15 protein-coding genes are annotated in these 14,114 nt (G+C 66.7%); 9 read left to right on the plus strand and 6 right to left on the minus strand.

Going from position 1 to position 14,114, the window contains the following annotated elements; translation table 11 throughout:
• Positions 1-22 precede the first annotated feature (22 nt).
• Positions 23-772, minus strand: coding sequence for a CDP-alcohol phosphatidyltransferase family protein (locus ACNTAO_RS09205; protein ID WP_435161701.1), 750 nt, complete (start codon positions 770-772; stop codon positions 23-25).
• Between the two features lie 109 nt (positions 773-881).
• Here ACNTAO_RS09205 and ACNTAO_RS09210 point away from each other — a divergent pair, with 109 nt between their 5' ends.
• Positions 882-1,265, plus strand: coding sequence for a 6-pyruvoyl trahydropterin synthase family protein (locus tag ACNTAO_RS09210; RefSeq protein WP_435161702.1), 384 nt, complete (start codon positions 882-884; stop codon positions 1,263-1,265).
• Here ACNTAO_RS09210 and ACNTAO_RS09215 read toward each other — a convergent pair.
• From ACNTAO_RS09215 to ACNTAO_RS09225, 3 genes are all read right to left on the minus strand, one after another.
• Positions 1,255-2,262: a zinc-dependent alcohol dehydrogenase gene (locus ACNTAO_RS09215; protein WP_435161703.1), complete on the minus strand. Its 1,008-nt coding sequence runs from the start codon at positions 2,260-2,262 to the stop codon at positions 1,255-1,257. The two genes, ACNTAO_RS09210 and ACNTAO_RS09215, sit on opposite strands and share 11 nt — an antisense overlap.
• 955 nt (positions 2,263-3,217) lie before the next feature.
• A complete protein-coding gene (locus ACNTAO_RS09220) occupies positions 3,218-3,514 on the minus strand; it encodes a chorismate mutase (RefSeq protein ID WP_435161704.1) in 297 nt (98 codons plus the stop codon).
• The gene (locus ACNTAO_RS09225) at positions 3,511-4,413 is read right to left on the minus strand and encodes a shikimate kinase (RefSeq protein WP_435161705.1); all 903 of its coding nucleotides are present in this window, start codon (positions 4,411-4,413) and stop codon (positions 3,511-3,513) included. The genes ACNTAO_RS09220 and ACNTAO_RS09225 overlap by 4 nt, the downstream gene beginning before the upstream one ends.
• Before the next feature lie 103 nt (positions 4,414-4,516).
• On the opposite strand from ACNTAO_RS09225, the gene ACNTAO_RS09230 reads away from it, so the two are divergent.
• On the plus strand, positions 4,517-4,975 hold the full coding sequence (locus ACNTAO_RS09230; protein ID WP_435161706.1) for a DUF5796 family protein: 459 nt from the start codon (positions 4,517-4,519) through the stop codon (positions 4,973-4,975).
• 76 nt (positions 4,976-5,051) lie between these two features.
• Here the strand turns inward: ACNTAO_RS09230 and ACNTAO_RS09235 are convergent, their stop codons facing one another.
• Positions 5,052-5,888: a DUF7260 family protein gene (locus tag ACNTAO_RS09235; protein ID WP_435161707.1), complete on the minus strand. Its 837-nt coding sequence runs from the start codon at positions 5,886-5,888 to the stop codon at positions 5,052-5,054.
• Positions 5,889-6,122: 234 nt separating this feature from the next.
• Between ACNTAO_RS09235 and ACNTAO_RS09240 the strand changes: the two genes are divergently transcribed.
• From ACNTAO_RS09240 to ACNTAO_RS09260, 5 genes are all read left to right on the plus strand, one after another.
• Positions 6,123-7,172: a PstS family phosphate ABC transporter substrate-binding protein gene (locus ACNTAO_RS09240; protein WP_435161708.1), complete on the plus strand. Its 1,050-nt coding sequence runs from the start codon at positions 6,123-6,125 to the stop codon at positions 7,170-7,172.
• Positions 7,173-7,227: 55 nt separating this feature from the next.
• Positions 7,228-8,202, plus strand: a complete 975-nt coding sequence (pstC, locus tag ACNTAO_RS09245; protein ID WP_435161709.1) for a phosphate ABC transporter permease subunit PstC — start codon at positions 7,228-7,230, stop codon at positions 8,200-8,202.
• Positions 8,202-9,956 (plus strand): phosphate ABC transporter permease PstA, encoded by a 1,755-nt coding sequence (gene pstA / locus ACNTAO_RS09250; RefSeq protein ID WP_435161710.1) that lies wholly within the window; start codon positions 8,202-8,204, stop codon positions 9,954-9,956. The genes pstC and pstA overlap by 1 nt, the downstream gene beginning before the upstream one ends.
• 2 nt (positions 9,957-9,958) lie before the next feature.
• The gene (gene pstB, locus ACNTAO_RS09255) at positions 9,959-10,831 is read left to right on the plus strand and encodes a phosphate ABC transporter ATP-binding protein PstB (RefSeq protein WP_435161711.1); all 873 of its coding nucleotides are present in this window, start codon (positions 9,959-9,961) and stop codon (positions 10,829-10,831) included.
• 89 nt (positions 10,832-10,920) lie between these two features.
• Complete coding sequence (locus ACNTAO_RS09260; RefSeq protein WP_435161712.1) at positions 10,921-11,043, plus strand: hypothetical protein; 123 nt, start codon at positions 10,921-10,923, stop codon at positions 11,041-11,043.
• A 12-nt stretch (positions 11,044-11,055) separates the two neighbouring features.
• Here ACNTAO_RS09260 and ACNTAO_RS09265 read toward each other — a convergent pair whose 3' ends face one another.
• Complete coding sequence (locus ACNTAO_RS09265) at positions 11,056-11,568, minus strand: RDD family protein (RefSeq protein ID WP_435161713.1); 513 nt, start codon at positions 11,566-11,568, stop codon at positions 11,056-11,058.
• 228 nt (positions 11,569-11,796) lie between these two features.
• Between ACNTAO_RS09265 and ACNTAO_RS09270 the strand changes: the two genes are divergently transcribed.
• Positions 11,797-12,909, plus strand: a complete 1,113-nt coding sequence (locus tag ACNTAO_RS09270) for an ABC transporter substrate-binding protein (RefSeq protein WP_435161714.1) — start codon at positions 11,797-11,799, stop codon at positions 12,907-12,909.
• On the plus strand, positions 12,906-14,069 hold the full coding sequence (locus ACNTAO_RS09275) for an ABC transporter ATP-binding protein (protein ID WP_435161715.1): 1,164 nt from the start codon (positions 12,906-12,908) through the stop codon (positions 14,067-14,069). Before ACNTAO_RS09270 ends, ACNTAO_RS09275 begins: the two co-directional genes overlap by 4 nt.
• Positions 14,070-14,114 lie beyond the last annotated feature (45 nt).

Below are 14,114 nucleotides of genomic sequence, written 5' to 3' on the forward strand. Positions count from 1 at the left end.
GACCGCGGACCTCGTGACCGGATCACAGCCGGCCACTCACGACCAGCCAGTCGCGCGCGAACGACGCGGTGACCAGGACCGTGAGGACGGCCGTGAGGAGACGGCTCGTCTCAGTGCTGACCACCGGTGACACCGCGATCCACGTCGCGACCATCGTCACGGCTCCGACCGGCCGGCGAAGTCGGCTCGGCCGGAGGTCGTGGGTTGGACGTCCACGTCGCCGGCGGCGGCGACGCGCCCACGAGAAGAGTGGCCGAGCGAGGCCGACGGCGAGGAACGGCGTGATGGCAGTCCCGGCGGCGACCGCGACGGTCGCGCCGACGAGGACGGTCGCTCCGTCGACTTCGGCGTCGAGCGAGCCACCGAGCGCGGTGACCGCATCACGGGCTCGGGCGACCGCGCCGTCGACCGCGTCGCCGGCGGCGGCCACCGCGAACGTCGCCCCGGCGAACCACGGGTGGAGGCCAGCGGACGGGCCGGCGACGAGCGACGCACCCAGCAGCGCGAGGGCCGAGGCGCGAGCGACCGTCAGCGCCGTCGCAGCCGTCAGCGGCTCCGAACCGACGCGGGACTCCGCGTCGACGAGGGCGGCGCGGATGGCCGCGAGGGCGACGACGCAACCGGCGGCGACCCCGATGAGTACGCCACGAGCGCCGCTCTGTGCCGTGATCGTTGCGGCGCCGGCGACCGTCGGAATCGCCCAGAGGACGACGAGGGGGCCCCACCGGGCGTCGACGCGTGCGGCGGTGCCGGCGGGCTCTGTCGAGGCCATCGATCGGTGTGTGTAGCCGAGGTGAAAACCCCTTTCGACGGAGCCGCGTCCGCACGGACGGCTCGCCGGCGAGGGACACGCTTTTGATCGCGCGGGCCAAGCCGGAGCCGTGTACACGGTTCGCGTCTCGCGCCGGTTCGTCGCACAGCACTACCTGACCGTCCCCGACTGCGGGCCCGAAAACGAGCTCCACTCACACCGGTTCGAGGTGTCGGTCGAGCTCGCCGGCTCGACGCTGTCAGATCACGACTACCTGGTCGACATCGACGACCTCACCGCCCGGGTCGACGAGCTCGTGGCGACGTACACTGACGTCACGCTCAACGACCAGCCGGAGTTCGCGGGGCACAATCCGAGCGTCGAGCGCTTCGCGCGGGTGTTCTGTGACCGGTTGCTCGAGGGCGTCGAGACGGCCCGGATCGAGCAGGCGACGGTCTGTCTGCGCGAAGACGAGACCGCCCGGGCCTGCTACGAGACGGCACTCAGTAGGTGAACAGGACGCCGACGGCCTCGTTCGGCGACGACTCGAGCAGCTCGTACGCCTCGCCGGCCGCCGAGAGGTCGACCCGGTGGGTGAGCAGCGGCTCGAGGTCGAGTCGCTCGAGCCACTCCCAGGCGACGTCGAGCCGACGGCTCGGTGACCAGCGCCCACGAAGCGCGGGGTCGATCGTCGACACTTGGCTGCTCGAGACATCGATCCGGTCGCGGTGGAACGTCCCGCCGAGGTCGAGTTCGACCGGCTTCGTCCCGTACCACGACCCGACGACCACCCGGCCGTCGTAGCCGGTCGCGGCGATGGCGTCGTCGAGCGCGGCCGGGGCCCCGCTCAGCTCGTAGGTGAGGTCGCGGCCGGCCGGGTCGCCCGCGCGGAGCCGGTCGACCGCCTCCTCGCCGGACTCGATCGACGCGTCGGCGCCGAGCCGCTCGGAGAGCGTCCGGCGGGCGGCACAGGCGTCGACCGTGACGAGCTCTCCGAGCGGTGAGGCGGCGAGCAGGGCAGTCGTGGCGAGTCCGACCATCCCTTGGCCGAAGACCCCGACCCGCTCGCCGACGCGGGGGTGCCCATCGAGCAGGAACGTAACCGCGGTCTCGACGGTCGGGAGGAGTGTCGCCTGGGCGTCCGAGACGGCGGGTGGAACCGGTTCGAGTGCCGACGGGTCGGCCGTGAACGCGCTCGTGTGCGGCTCGAAGGCGAACACCCGCCGGCCGAGCCACTCTGGGTCGACGTCCTCGCCGACCGCATCGACCTCGCCGACCGCGGCGTAGCCGTACGCGAGCGGAAACGAGAGGTCGCCGTCCATCGACTCGAGCGCCGGGTCCGCCGGCAGGTCGTCCGGGGCTTCCCCGCGGTACACCAACCGCTCGGTGCCGGAGCTGATCGCGGAGCGGGTCGTCTCGACGCGGACCTCCTCCGGTCCCGGCGTCGGATCGGGGATCCGTTCGACGTCGACCGTCCGCGGGGCGGTGAACCGGAGCCGACGCGCCGTCATCGCGAGTCGACGCGGGGACGGTCGGCACCGAGCGCGTCGGTCGGTTCGGCCGGTCGGTCGAGGAACGTTCGTAGCGGTCGCATACCGGTATCGGGGGCGTTTCGAGTATAAACGTTGGGCGTCGGAGCGCGACGCGACCAGTCGGACGCGCCGCCAGACAGCCGAGCCGCGCGGTGGCGCGCGCCCCGTGAGCGCGCCGGAGGCGGGCTCGCGGGCGCGTGCGAGGGATGAGCGAGTCGCCCGTGGGCGACGAGCGAATCGGCTGGGGAGGGCGTGGCGGTAACTAGTGCCCGGCGGTCGCGCGGTCGTCTCAGTCATACAGCCATCACAATGTACAGGATCGCCCCGGGAGGGTGTGGCGGTACCTGGTGCCCGGCTGCCGTGCGGTCGTGCTCGACGCACGCGTACCGACACCGTATCGCCGCGAGTCACAGAAGTGCTCGACGTACGGGACCGATACTCATGCCCTCCCCCGATTGCTCCGATCGCTCCGATCGCACACGCCGGGCGAGCACGGACGCTCTCGAGACTCCCTGTCACACGGACGTCTTAGCCACGCCCTCCCCAGCCGACTCACTCGGTGGCTTCGCCACCTCGCTCGTCCCTTGCACGCGCCCGCGAGTCCGCCTGCGGCGACCTCGCGGGGCGCGCGCCACCGCCCAATTCGGCTGTCTGGTGGTCGGGACTGGTCGAATCGGCGTCGGACATCGAGACGCCAGCGCGATCGTCCTCGCGCCCGTCACGGAGACTCACCACGAGAACCTACCGCGAGTATCCGTCCGAGGCGTTCGTCGAAGCAGACGCATCACCGCTTGGGACGGACTCGTCAATTCGGCTCGACCAGATTTGCACCGTCTCGGTTCCGGAACAGATTCACCCGGTTGTCGGTTCACTCAACGGACCCACGACGGCTGTGTCGACGAGGCGGTACCACTGAGTCTCCACCTCGATTGCGCTACCGACTCTCTCGTTGCTCTACTTTGTTCAATTCGATCAACAGCCGGAAGATGGCTTTCACGAGGTTCGCGTCGACGTCGAACTGCTCGGCGTTGGCGCCGGCGCGGTCCATCACGCGCGTCTCTTGTGACTCGTCGGTCGTCGGCAGGTCGCGCTTCGCTTTCACCTCGGCGACGGTGTCGGCGACGTACGTTCGGCGGGCGATCAGTTCGACGATCTCGCGGTCGATGGCCTCGATCTCCTCGCGCAACTCGTCGAGCGTCATCTCCTCCGGGGTGGGTGTCTCTGAGCTCATGGGGTGTCGTCGATGGTGGCACCGTCGGTTCGTGTCGTCGTTCGTCGCAGTGTGCCGGGGCGATCGCCCCAGCGCTCGGCGACCGCGTCGAGGTCGGCGGTCGGGTCCGCCTCCGCGGCAACCGCGACCACGCTCGGTCCGGTGCCCGACAGCGAGACGCCGGACGCGTGGGGCATCGCCTCGACCGTGGGGTCGGCGTCGAAGCCGAGCGCGGCCGAGAAGGCGAGTCCGTTGACCGTCATCGCCTCGGTGTAGCGGCCGGCCGCGGCGAGGTCGGCGACGAGGTCGGCCATCGGCGCGACCGCCGCACACCGACCGACGTCGGCGTCGGCACTGAACGCGCGCGTCGGAGGCGTCCACACGAGGGCGTCCCAGTCGACCGTCTCCCGCGACCGAAGCTCATCGGCGTCGTTGTCGGTGAGACAGACGCCACCGAGCATCGAGGCGGTCGCATCGTCGAACGCGCCGGTGACCGTCACGCCCGTCTCGCGGGCCGCGCGCACACCGAGCCGACAGGCCGCGAGTCGGGTGACGTCGACGGCCGGGTCGTCTGGGTCGTCGCCGATAGTCAGTCCGAGCGCGGCACCGGTCGCGAGGACGGTCGCGTTGGCGGCCGCACTCGAACTCTTGAGGCCAGCAGCGAGTGGCACGTCGCTCTCGGTCCGCACGTGTCCGCCCTCGCCGTCACCCCACCGTTCGGTCGCGAGGGCGACACAGCGCTCTATCAGGGTGGTGTCGCCGTTCGGCTCCTCGGCGATGGTGCCGGTGACCGCGTCCGTGGTGGCGTCGAGTTCGACCGTCGCGCTGGTCTCGACGTCGAGCGCGAACGACGAGCCCGTCCCCGTCGCGAGCGCGTTCAACACGGTCCCCGCGCCGAGTGCGGTCGCCCGTCCATCCATGTCGCCACTCGCGGCGAGCGGACCTAAAGCGTTAGCGGTTGCCGCGAACGACCCGCCCGCGGCGAACGAGGGCCTTTTGCCCGTCGCACCCGCATCCGACGGCATGTCTGCGTCCACACGCAGCGACGTGCCCCCGACCTCCATCGGCATCGACCTCGTCGACGCGGGAGTCGTCGTCGAGTACCTCGACGGTCGGACGACGTTGTATCGTGGCGTTCCAGAGTCGGTCGAGGGGACGGTGACGGCCGGCCCCGGCAAGGAGACCCACGTGCTCGTGACCGACCCGACCGAGACCGAAGGCGTGGTGACGTACGTCAACGACTACAGCACCGACGAGTCGATCCTCCGCGACTCCGGTGTGGGTCGCGTCGTGGTCGCCGACGGCGAGACCGACGAGGTGTTCCCAGGCGTCATCGTCGGTCGCGAGGGGCAGCGCAACCGCGTGACGGCCGATCCCGATGTTGCGGGCGGACGGGTCTTCGTCTTCGTCGAAGACGGCTGGAGCGAACAGAGCTACGAGATCGTCGACGGACCCGACGCGGGACTCGACGCACACCGGTAGCGTGGGCGTCGTCCCGACCCGATCGTGTACACCTGCCGCAGTAGGTCGACGCGTCGCTACCGATCTGGATCCGTGCTCACGCCTCGTCGCCGGCGACCTCGATGATCGCGCGTTCGACGTCGCGGCGCACCGCATCGATCCGACGGCCGACAGCAGCGACCGCGGCCAACACCGGATACGTGACCGGAAGGTCCTGGTAGAGGTACGTCTGGACGTCATCGGTCTCTCCGTCGAAGTGCATCGACTGCTCGACGGCGACTCGCTCTCGTTGGCGCGTCGTCGCGACCTCGTCACACCGACGCTCGAGCACCTCGAGGCGTGCTCGGTGAGCGTCGAGCCCGCCGAAATCGAGCCGATCGACCGCCGTCTCGCCGAGTGATGCGACCGAGTCGTCCAGCGAGCGGAGCTCCTCGCTTGCGGCCCGCACCGACGCCTGTTCTCGTTCGAGCACGGTCTCGAACTCGTCGCGGGTTTCGATCGCTGCGGTGGTCTGATCGAGGACCGATCGCCGAACGTGCTCGTGGAGGGCCGACTCGCGGGTGAGCGCGGCCGCGAGTTCCGGGCCGAACTCGGCGGCAAGACTCGCCGCGTAGGTGTCGTTGTACTCCTCCTCGTAGTGCGGTACCGACATGACCGTCGACTGGTAGGCGTCTCGAACGGCCAGCAGCTCGGTTCCCATTCGTGGCGTCTCGTAGCCGATCGGCTGTGGCCCGTCGAACCGCCGGTCTGCCGTTACGCCCGCCGCCGTCGTCGCGGGAATTGCGTCGAGCCGAGACCGGAACGACGCGAAGGCCGCCCGTTCGTCGGCCGTGCGTCGCCGCTCCACGCGGACGGTCTCGCGTGCCCCCTCGAGCACCGACGTGGGGTCCGCCACGGGATCTGCGCCGGGGTCGTCGTCGGAGTCGGTCGGCATCACACCCATCACTTTCCGGTCGGCGGTATAGCTAATTATATGAGCCGTTCGTGGACATCTTGTCGTCAGGGTACCGCTATATACTCTTTCTCCGGGTTGTACGCGACGTGGTGCGCGTCGGCAGCCTGGCGCGCTCAAAAGATATATAGAAATATATACCGCTACCGCTCACTACATCCCGTAGTATATGTCTCATAGCATCGTATTTACTCTCCCTTTCCCGAGCGTGCGGTGATGGCATCAAGCCAGCCCCTGACCGCAGACGGGATCACTCGACGCCGATCACTCGCAGCCCTCGCGGGTGCCGGTGCACTCGCGCTCGCCGGCTGTACCGAGACCGAGGGCGGTGACTCGGGTAGCTCGAGCGGCGATGGCTCGAGCGACGCCGGCTCCGACGACGCGAGCGAGAGCGCCGACGCGGGGCTCTCCGGGTCGATCAACATCGCCGGGTCGAGTACCGTCTTCCCGCTGATGACGGCCGTCGCGGAGGACTTCTCCGAAGCGAATCCGGACGTCTCGATCGACATCAGTTCGACCGGGTCGGGCGGCGGCTTCGCGAACTTCTTCTGTGTCGGTGAGACCGACTTCAACAACGCGAGTCGGCCGATCAAAGCCGAAGAAAAGGAGCTGTGTGCCGAAAACGGCGTAGAGTACGTCGAACTCGTCGCCGCGACGGACGCACTCACCGTCGTGGTCAACCCCGAGGCCGACTTCATCGACTCGCTCACCGTCGAGGAGCTCGCGACCATCTGGGAGTCCGACGCCGTCGAGACGTGGGACCAGGTCCGTGAGGAGTTCCCGAACGAGGAGATCGAGCGGTACGGTGCCGCCGACACCTCCGGGACGTACGACTACTTTATCGAGGCGATTCTCGGCGAGCGCGGCCACACCGACGACTACCAGGCGACCGAGCAGGACAACACGATCGCACAGGGCGTCGCCGGCAGTGAGTACGCCATCGGGTACTTCGGGTTCGCGTACTACTTCCAGAACCCCGACCAGCTCAAGGCGCTCGGGATCGACGACGGCGACGGCCCGGTCGAGCCAAGCCTCGAGACGGCGTCGAACGGCGAGTACACGCCGCTCTCGCGGCCGCTCTTCACCTACCCGTCGGTCTCCTCGCTCGGTGAGGAACACGTCGCCGCGTTCGCCCGCTACTTCGTCGAGCAGACCACAAACGAGGATCTCGTCGCCGGCGACGTCGGCTACGTGCCCGCTACCGAAGCGACCCAAGAAGAGCAGATGAGCACCCTCGAGGACGCGATCGAACAGGCGCAGGGCTGATCGCCGCGATGAACCGGTGTATTGATTTACGACAGCGTTCCATACCCCCACACCTGTGACAGAGCGCACAGCGGGTCCGGACCTCACGAGACGGAGCGGGCTCACACGACTGAAAGAAGGGACGTACGGCGGGTTCTTCGCCGCGTGCGCGGCGCTCACGCTGCTCACGACGGTCGCTATCTTCGCGACCCTGCTGTCGGACGCCCTCGTGTTCTTCGCCGAGGTACCGATACTGGAGTATCTCGGGGGTACCGACTGGAGCCCGAACCCGCGCGGTGGCGGCCAGACGTTCGGCATCGTGCCGCTTTTGATCGGAACGCTCGTCGTCACCGTGACCGCGGCGTTCATCGCGCTTCCGGTCGGCACGCTGACCGCGATTTACCTCAGCGAGTACGCGTCGTCGAACGCACGCGCGATTCTCAAGCCGCTCCTTGAGGTGCTCGCCGGCATCCCGACCGTCGTGTACGGCTACTTCGCGCTGGTGTACGTCACCCCGGCGCTGAAAGCGACGCTGTTTCCGGAAATGAGCACGTTCAACGCCCTGTCGGCGTCGCTCATGGTCGGGATCATGACGATACCGATGGTGTCGTCGATATCCGAAGACGCGATGAGTGCGGTCCCGGATTCGCTCCGACAGGCCGGGTACGGCCTCGGCGCGACGAAGTTCGAGGTGTCGACGGCGATCGTCGTTCCGGCGTCCATCTCCGGTATCGCCTCCTCGTACATCCTCGCGGTCTCACGTGCCATCGGCGAGACGATGATCGTCGTCGTCGCGATGGGCGCACAGGCGCGTATGCCGGCGGTCAGCGAACTCGCCTTCGGCATCCCGCTCGTCAATCCGGCCGACGTCCTGCTCGATTCGGGGATGACGATCACCGTCGCGATGGTCCAGATCGCCGGCGGCGACCTCGTCGGCGGGACGCTCCCGTACGACGCGATGTTCGCGCTCGGCCTGACGTTGTTCGTGGTCACCCTGCTGATGAACGTACTCAGTGACATCATCGCGGAACGATACAGAGAGGAGTACTGATGGCGACTGACACGCGCGACGTCGAGGTCTTCGGCCAGGTGAGCCGGGTGCGCGGCGTCGTCTTCGAGTACCTGTCGCTTGCGGCGTCCGTGTTCGGAATCCTCGCGCTCGCGGTGTTGTTGGTGTACGTCACGATCGACGCGTTCGACCTGACGAGTGCGAGTCCGGGCTGGTTGTTGACGTATTTCGTGACGCTCATTGGTCCTTACCTCGCGTTTTGTCTGTACAGCGCGGCCGACCGCGAATTGACACGACGCGTGCTCGGCGTGCTCGGCGGTGGGCTCGTCGTCGTCGCTGCCGGCTTCACCGCCGTCGAGGCGCTCGTCAGACCGATACCCCGGCTCTCGTGGCAGCTCGCGTACCTCTTCGCCGTCGGTGTTCCGGTGACCGGCTACGTGACCTACGTCGGTGCCCGCGGTCACGCTGGCCAGGTCGGCTTCGGCCTCGTCGGGCGACTGCTCGGCGGCGCGGCGATCGGACTCGCACTCGGGGTGCTGTTTCTGGTGTTCGACCCGCGGTTGTGGTTTCTCGCGTACACCCTCGGTGTCGTGCCGGCCGCCCTGTCGTACGCGTACGGCACGGCTCGGTCGACTCCGCGGGCGGTGACGGCCGCGGCCCCGCTGCTCGTCGTCGGCGTCGTCGGCGCCGTGCTGCTCCGAGACGTCGTCCGAACGTATCCGACGACCCCGTACATCTACCTCTGGACGCTCGCCGTTCCGATCGCGGCCGTCGGCGGCTGGCTCGTCGCCTCACGCTCGAGTAGACGATCTGGGCTCGTCGCCGGGGGTGTCCCACTGCTTGTCGCCGCCATCGGCGGACTCATGGGTCCGACGGGCCCAGTGTCGATCCTGGTACTCACGCTCGTCGGCGTGCCGTGTGCCGTCTACCTCCACCGCGTGATCGAACAGGGCCGAGGACTCACCGGACTGACGCTCCCGGTCGTTGTCGTCGGTGGCGCGCTCGTGGGAGCGCTGGTCGTCGAGACGTTCGGACTGGGGGCGCCCACCCCATGGCTGGACGGCGCGTTCCTCACCGAAGCACCCTCGAGAAACGCCGTCGAAGCGGGCTTGTATCCCGCTATCGTCGGCTCCGTGATCATCATCGCGCTCGTCGCCGTGTTGTCGTTCGTGCTCGGCGTGGGCACCTCGGTGTTCTTAGAGGAGTACACCGCCGGCGGCGGACTCGTCGGGTCGCTGACACGACTCGTCCAGATCAACATCGCGAACCTGGCGGCGATCCCGTCGGTCGTGTACGGCCTGCTCGGGCTCGGGCTGTTCGCGAACCTGCTCGGGTTCGGATTCGGGACCGCGGTGACCGCATCGCTGACGCTGTCGCTGCTCATCTTACCGATCACGATCATCTCCGCACAGGAGGCGATCCGTTCGGTTCCAGACGATCTGCGGCAGGGCTCGGACGCGATGGGTGCGACGCGGTGGCAGACGACGAAGAACGTCGTCCTTCCGGAGGCGCTCCCCGGGATTCTGACCGGCACGATCCTGGCGCTCGGTCGGGCGATCGGCGAGACGGCCCCGCTCATCATGATCGGGGCGGCGACGACCGTGTTCAACGCTCCCGACAGTCTGTTCAGCAAGTTCAGCGCGATGCCAATGCAGATCTACGCCTGGGCGGGATTCCCGCAGGCCGAGTTCCGCTACGGCGTCGTCGCGGCGGGGGTCATTACCCTGCTCGTGATCCTGATCGGCATGAACGGCACGGCGATACTGCTGCGCAACCGCGCAGAGCGAGGCGAGTAACCATGAGCAACGCACGAGAAGACGTCGACGACCGCACCGACCGAGAACGAACCGACCGCAACGCCAGCGACTCGCTCATCACGACGGAGGTTCAGACCGACGCGACCGTGAACGGTAGTCCGGCACCCACCGCGGTCGCCGCACACGACCTCGACGTCTACTACGGCGACGAGCAGGCGATAGACGACGTCTCGATGGAGATTCCCGAAAAGCGCGTGACCGCACTCATCGGTCCCTCGGGCTGTGGCAAGTCGACGTTCCTCCGGTGTATCAACCGGATGAACGATATGATAGACGTCTGTCGCGTCGAGGGCGACGTCACCTTCGGTGGGAAGAACGTGTACGACGACGACGTCGACCCCGTCGCCCTCCGCCGGAAGATCGGGATGGTGTTTCAAAAGCCGAACCCGTTCCCGAAGTCGATCCGCGACAACGTCGCGTACGGCCTCGAGATCCAGGGATACAGCGGCGATATCGACGCCCGCGTCGAAGAGGCGCTCAAGGGAGCGGCGCTGTGGGACGAGGTGAACGACCAGCTCGACTCCTCTGGACTCGACCTCTCTGGCGGGCAACAACAGCGGCTGTGTATCGCCAGGGCGATAGCACCAGACCCAGAGGTCATTCTGATGGACGAGCCGACATCAGCACTTGACCCGGTCGCAGCCTCGAAGATCGAGGATCTGATCGACGACCTCGCCGAGGAGTACACGGTCATCATCGTCACGCACAACATGCAGCAGGCGGCTCGGATCTCCGACCGGACGGCGGTGTTCCTCACCGGCGGTGAACTCGTCGAGTACGACGACACGACGACCATCTTCGAGGACCCCGAACACGACCGCGTCGAAGATTACATCACCGGCAAGTTCGGGTAGGTGCCCCGCAACCACCCCCGCGCCGACTCGGGACACACTGTGAGGCCGTCCTCGAGACGAGCGCGCTCGCGTGTGACCGACCACCCGCGATGAGACCTGCCGAGCGCGTCGTCAACGTGCTCGATAGACCGTCTCCCGCCGAGACCGACCGCGCGGTCGACTCGCTAGACGACCCCAAGCACGCGATCGAAGACGCCGAGCCGCCCTCCTGAGTGCGGCGCTCGTCACCGTCTCGTGTGTACCACCTGCGTGCCGGCGGCCACGTCGCCGAGTCGTCTGTCGCCGTCGGTGAGCACGGCGATGGCGGCGCCGACCAGGTAGAAGGCGGCTCCGTCGACGGCTCTGAGCACCGTCCTGATGGCTGCCGCCCGAAGCGTGCATCGCGACCCGTCGCGTCCGAGCACCATCAGTCCGAACAGCCGCTTCCCGGGCGTCTGCCCCGTCGTTCCCTCGAAGAGGACGTAGTATCCGAGAAACCACACGGGCCCGAGAACCCAGAGCCCGACGAGCGGGTTGGTGAGCAGCATGAAAATCGGAGAGCCGACGGGTCCGATGAACACGGCACTGAGCGGTCCGCCAAAGAGCCCGACGATTCGGTCGCCGACGAATCCGAGTGCGAGTACGGTGACGACGACCAGTATCGAGAGGAGCAGTCCATCGACGATGAGCGCACCACATCGTCGCAATAACAGATTCGTGTCTGTACTCGCGTCCGCCGGTGTCGTGGTCGATCGCATGCGCGGACTGGCGCGGATTGTATTAAAAGCTGATCGTCGATCGCATCGCACCCCTCACACGGGTGAGCCGGCCCGTATATACTACGTGAATCTGATACGTACCCGTCCGTACCGCTACGATATCTAGGTGGGCGGAATGGTTGTAGAGCGACGGTACAGCCCTTCTAAATCGAGTATTCGATATTCTACATCACAACGTATTAGTCCGTCAGGCGCGTGCAACTGGTGATGAGTAACTCACTCGGGAGTCGGCACAGTCGGCGTGCTGTCCTCACCACGGCGGGTGCAGGTATCGCCGGATTGGCGGGATGCACCGGCGGCGAGACGCAGGGTGCGACGACCGGCGACGTCGACCCGTCCGCGCCGTTTCGAAACAAGACGCTGCGATTTTCCACGTGGAGCGGCACGAACGCGACCGTCTTTGAAGAGGAAATCAAGCCGGCGTACGAGGAGAAGACCGGCGGCACACTCGAGATCGTTCCCGGTTGGGCCGAGATCCTCGCCAAGATTCGCGCGGCTCCCGCAGACGATCCCCCGTACGACCTGACGGTTACCGGCAAGAGCCAACACTACATCGGTGTTCAAGAGGGGCTCTGGGAACCGCTTGACGTGAACGCCCTCGAGAATGCAGACCGTCTCAAACCCGCCCTCCTTCGAGACGACCCGATCTCCGTACCGGTGGCCTACGGCGTCATGTGCTACGCGTACGACGAGCAGGCTATTGACTGGCAGCCGGAGTCGTGGGCAGATCTCCAAGAGAAGGCGACAGACGCCGTTCTTCCCGGGTCATTCTGGCCGAACGCACTGCAGATGGCCGCGATCGTCTCCGAACGGATGCCGTTCGACGAGGAGCTGTACAGTCCAACGGGTCACGACGCAATCTACGAGACGCTTCAGTCCATCGACACGGCGAAGTACTACACCGGCGCACAAGACCTGTGGACTGCTCTCGACCAAGGGATCGGGACGGTCGGACAGTACTTCTTCGCCTACTCGAAGCAGAAACAGGAGACGACGGAGACCATGGACATCGGATACCACGTCCCGACGGAGACGGTCGGGTACATCGACGACTACCACGCCGTTCGCGGCACCGACCGCTTAGAGATGGCGGCTGATTTCATGGACTTCCTGTTGAGCCCTGAAATGCAGTCGACGTACGCGTCTGCGTTCAACATGGGGATGGCGACCGAAGACGTCGACTATCCAACCGCGACGACGGAGAACGTGCCGCTGACCAACGAAGCGCTACAGAACGTCTCGTTCCTCGAGTGGGCGGACATCGCAGAGTACTCCGAAACCCTAACAGAGCGGTTCAACGGACTGAAATCCAGTACATGACGCTGCTTGAGGTCGAGGCGATATCGAAGCGATACGGCAACGTCATCGCTATCGACGGCGTCTCATTCTCCGTCGAGCGTGGTGAGCTGTTGTGTCTGCTCGGCCCGTCCGGCTGTGGAAAGTCGACGACGCTGCGAACGATCGCCGGATTCGAGACCCCCGACACGGGACGCATCCGGCTCGCGAACGACGGGTCACTCGTCGACGTCACAGACGCACCGCCGAACGAGCGTGACACGTCCTTGGTGTTTCAAGACTGGGCACTGTTTCCGAACAAGACGGTTCGTGAAAACGTCGCCTTCGGCCTGAAGATGGCTGGCATGTCGAAGTCGCTTCGAAACGAGCGCGCCGACGAGATGCTGTCGCTCGTCGAGATGACGGTGCACGCCGAGGCAGACCCGACACAGCTTTCGGGTGGACAAAAACAGCGCGTCGCGCTCGCCCGCTCGTTGTCGGTCGATCCGACGCTGTTGTTACTCGACGAGCCGCTCAGCAACCTGGATAGACAGCTTCGAGAGAGTATGCAGCTCGAGTTGAAGACGATTCACGAGCGACTCGAGACGGCGATGGTGTACGTCACCCACGACCAAGACGAGGCGTTCACACTCGCCGACCGCATCGCCATCGTCAACAACGGGCAGATCGAGCAGATTGGCGATCCGACGACGGTGTACACCGATCCGGAGACGCTGTTCGTCGAGTCGTTCCTCGGAACGACGAACCTCGTCGACTGCACCGTTCAGCGGGCACCCGGCGAGACGGACGTGGCCGACGTCTCCCAGCGCGTGACCGACGGCGGCCGTGTCCCGCTCTCAACGCCGTTCGACCAACGGCTCTTCGCCCCGGTCGGTGACGGCCGCGTCTCGACGAACGACCACGTCACCGCCTCGATACGGCCCGAACGCCTGACCGTCTCTCCAACTGACCGTGACGCCGCGGAAGCGGAGGTATCGGCCGGCGTTGACGCGATTGGGACTGTCGACGCGCGGTTACACCGAGGTTCACAGATTCGCTACGAAATCGGCGTCGGTGAGGCGACGCTGGCGACGGAGCGACGACTCGCGGACGCACTCGGCGTCACGGCGGGTGAATCCGTCCGCGTCTCGTGTCCCGCAGATGCAATAAACTTCTTCGACGCCGACGGGGTGCGTCTCCGGTGACTCCGGCTCTCACAGCCAGCCCGATCGTCGGTGACTCCCGCACGC

It is taken from the genome of Halorubrum zhoui (assembly GCF_051194155.1).
GTDB lineage: Archaea > Halobacteriota > Halobacteria > Halobacteriales > Haloferacaceae > Halorubrum.

Coding starts and splice junctions, on each gene's coding strand:
- ACNTAO_RS09215 (WP_435161703.1), bottom strand. CDS start 2,262: ATGACGGCGCGTCGGCTCCGGTTCACCGCCCCGCGGACGGTCGACGTC.
- ACNTAO_RS09240 (WP_435161708.1), top strand. CDS start 6,123: ATGGCATCAAGCCAGCCCCTGACCGCAGACGGGATCACTCGACGCCGA.
- pstA (WP_435161710.1), top strand. CDS start 8,202: ATGGCGACTGACACGCGCGACGTCGAGGTCTTCGGCCAGGTGAGCCGG.
- pstB (WP_435161711.1), top strand. CDS start 9,959: ATGAGCAACGCACGAGAAGACGTCGACGACCGCACCGACCGAGAACGA.
- ACNTAO_RS09230 (WP_435161706.1), top strand. CDS start 4,517: ATGTCTGCGTCCACACGCAGCGACGTGCCCCCGACCTCCATCGGCATC.
- ACNTAO_RS09225 (WP_435161705.1), bottom strand. CDS start 4,413: ATGGATGGACGGGCGACCGCACTCGGCGCGGGGACCGTGTTGAACGCG.
- ACNTAO_RS09235 (WP_435161707.1), bottom strand. CDS start 5,888: ATGCCGACCGACTCCGACGACGACCCCGGCGCAGATCCCGTGGCGGAC.
- ACNTAO_RS09275 (WP_435161715.1), top strand. CDS start 12,906: ATGACGCTGCTTGAGGTCGAGGCGATATCGAAGCGATACGGCAACGTC.
- ACNTAO_RS09265 (WP_435161713.1), bottom strand. CDS start 11,568: ATGCGATCGACCACGACACCGGCGGACGCGAGTACAGACACGAATCTG.
- ACNTAO_RS09270 (WP_435161714.1), top strand. CDS start 11,797: ATGAGTAACTCACTCGGGAGTCGGCACAGTCGGCGTGCTGTCCTCACC.
- ACNTAO_RS09205 (WP_435161701.1), bottom strand. CDS start 772: ATGGCCTCGACAGAGCCCGCCGGCACCGCCGCACGCGTCGACGCCCGG.
- ACNTAO_RS09260 (WP_435161712.1), top strand. CDS start 10,921: ATGAGACCTGCCGAGCGCGTCGTCAACGTGCTCGATAGACCGTCTCCC.
- ACNTAO_RS09220 (WP_435161704.1), bottom strand. CDS start 3,514: ATGAGCTCAGAGACACCCACCCCGGAGGAGATGACGCTCGACGAGTTG.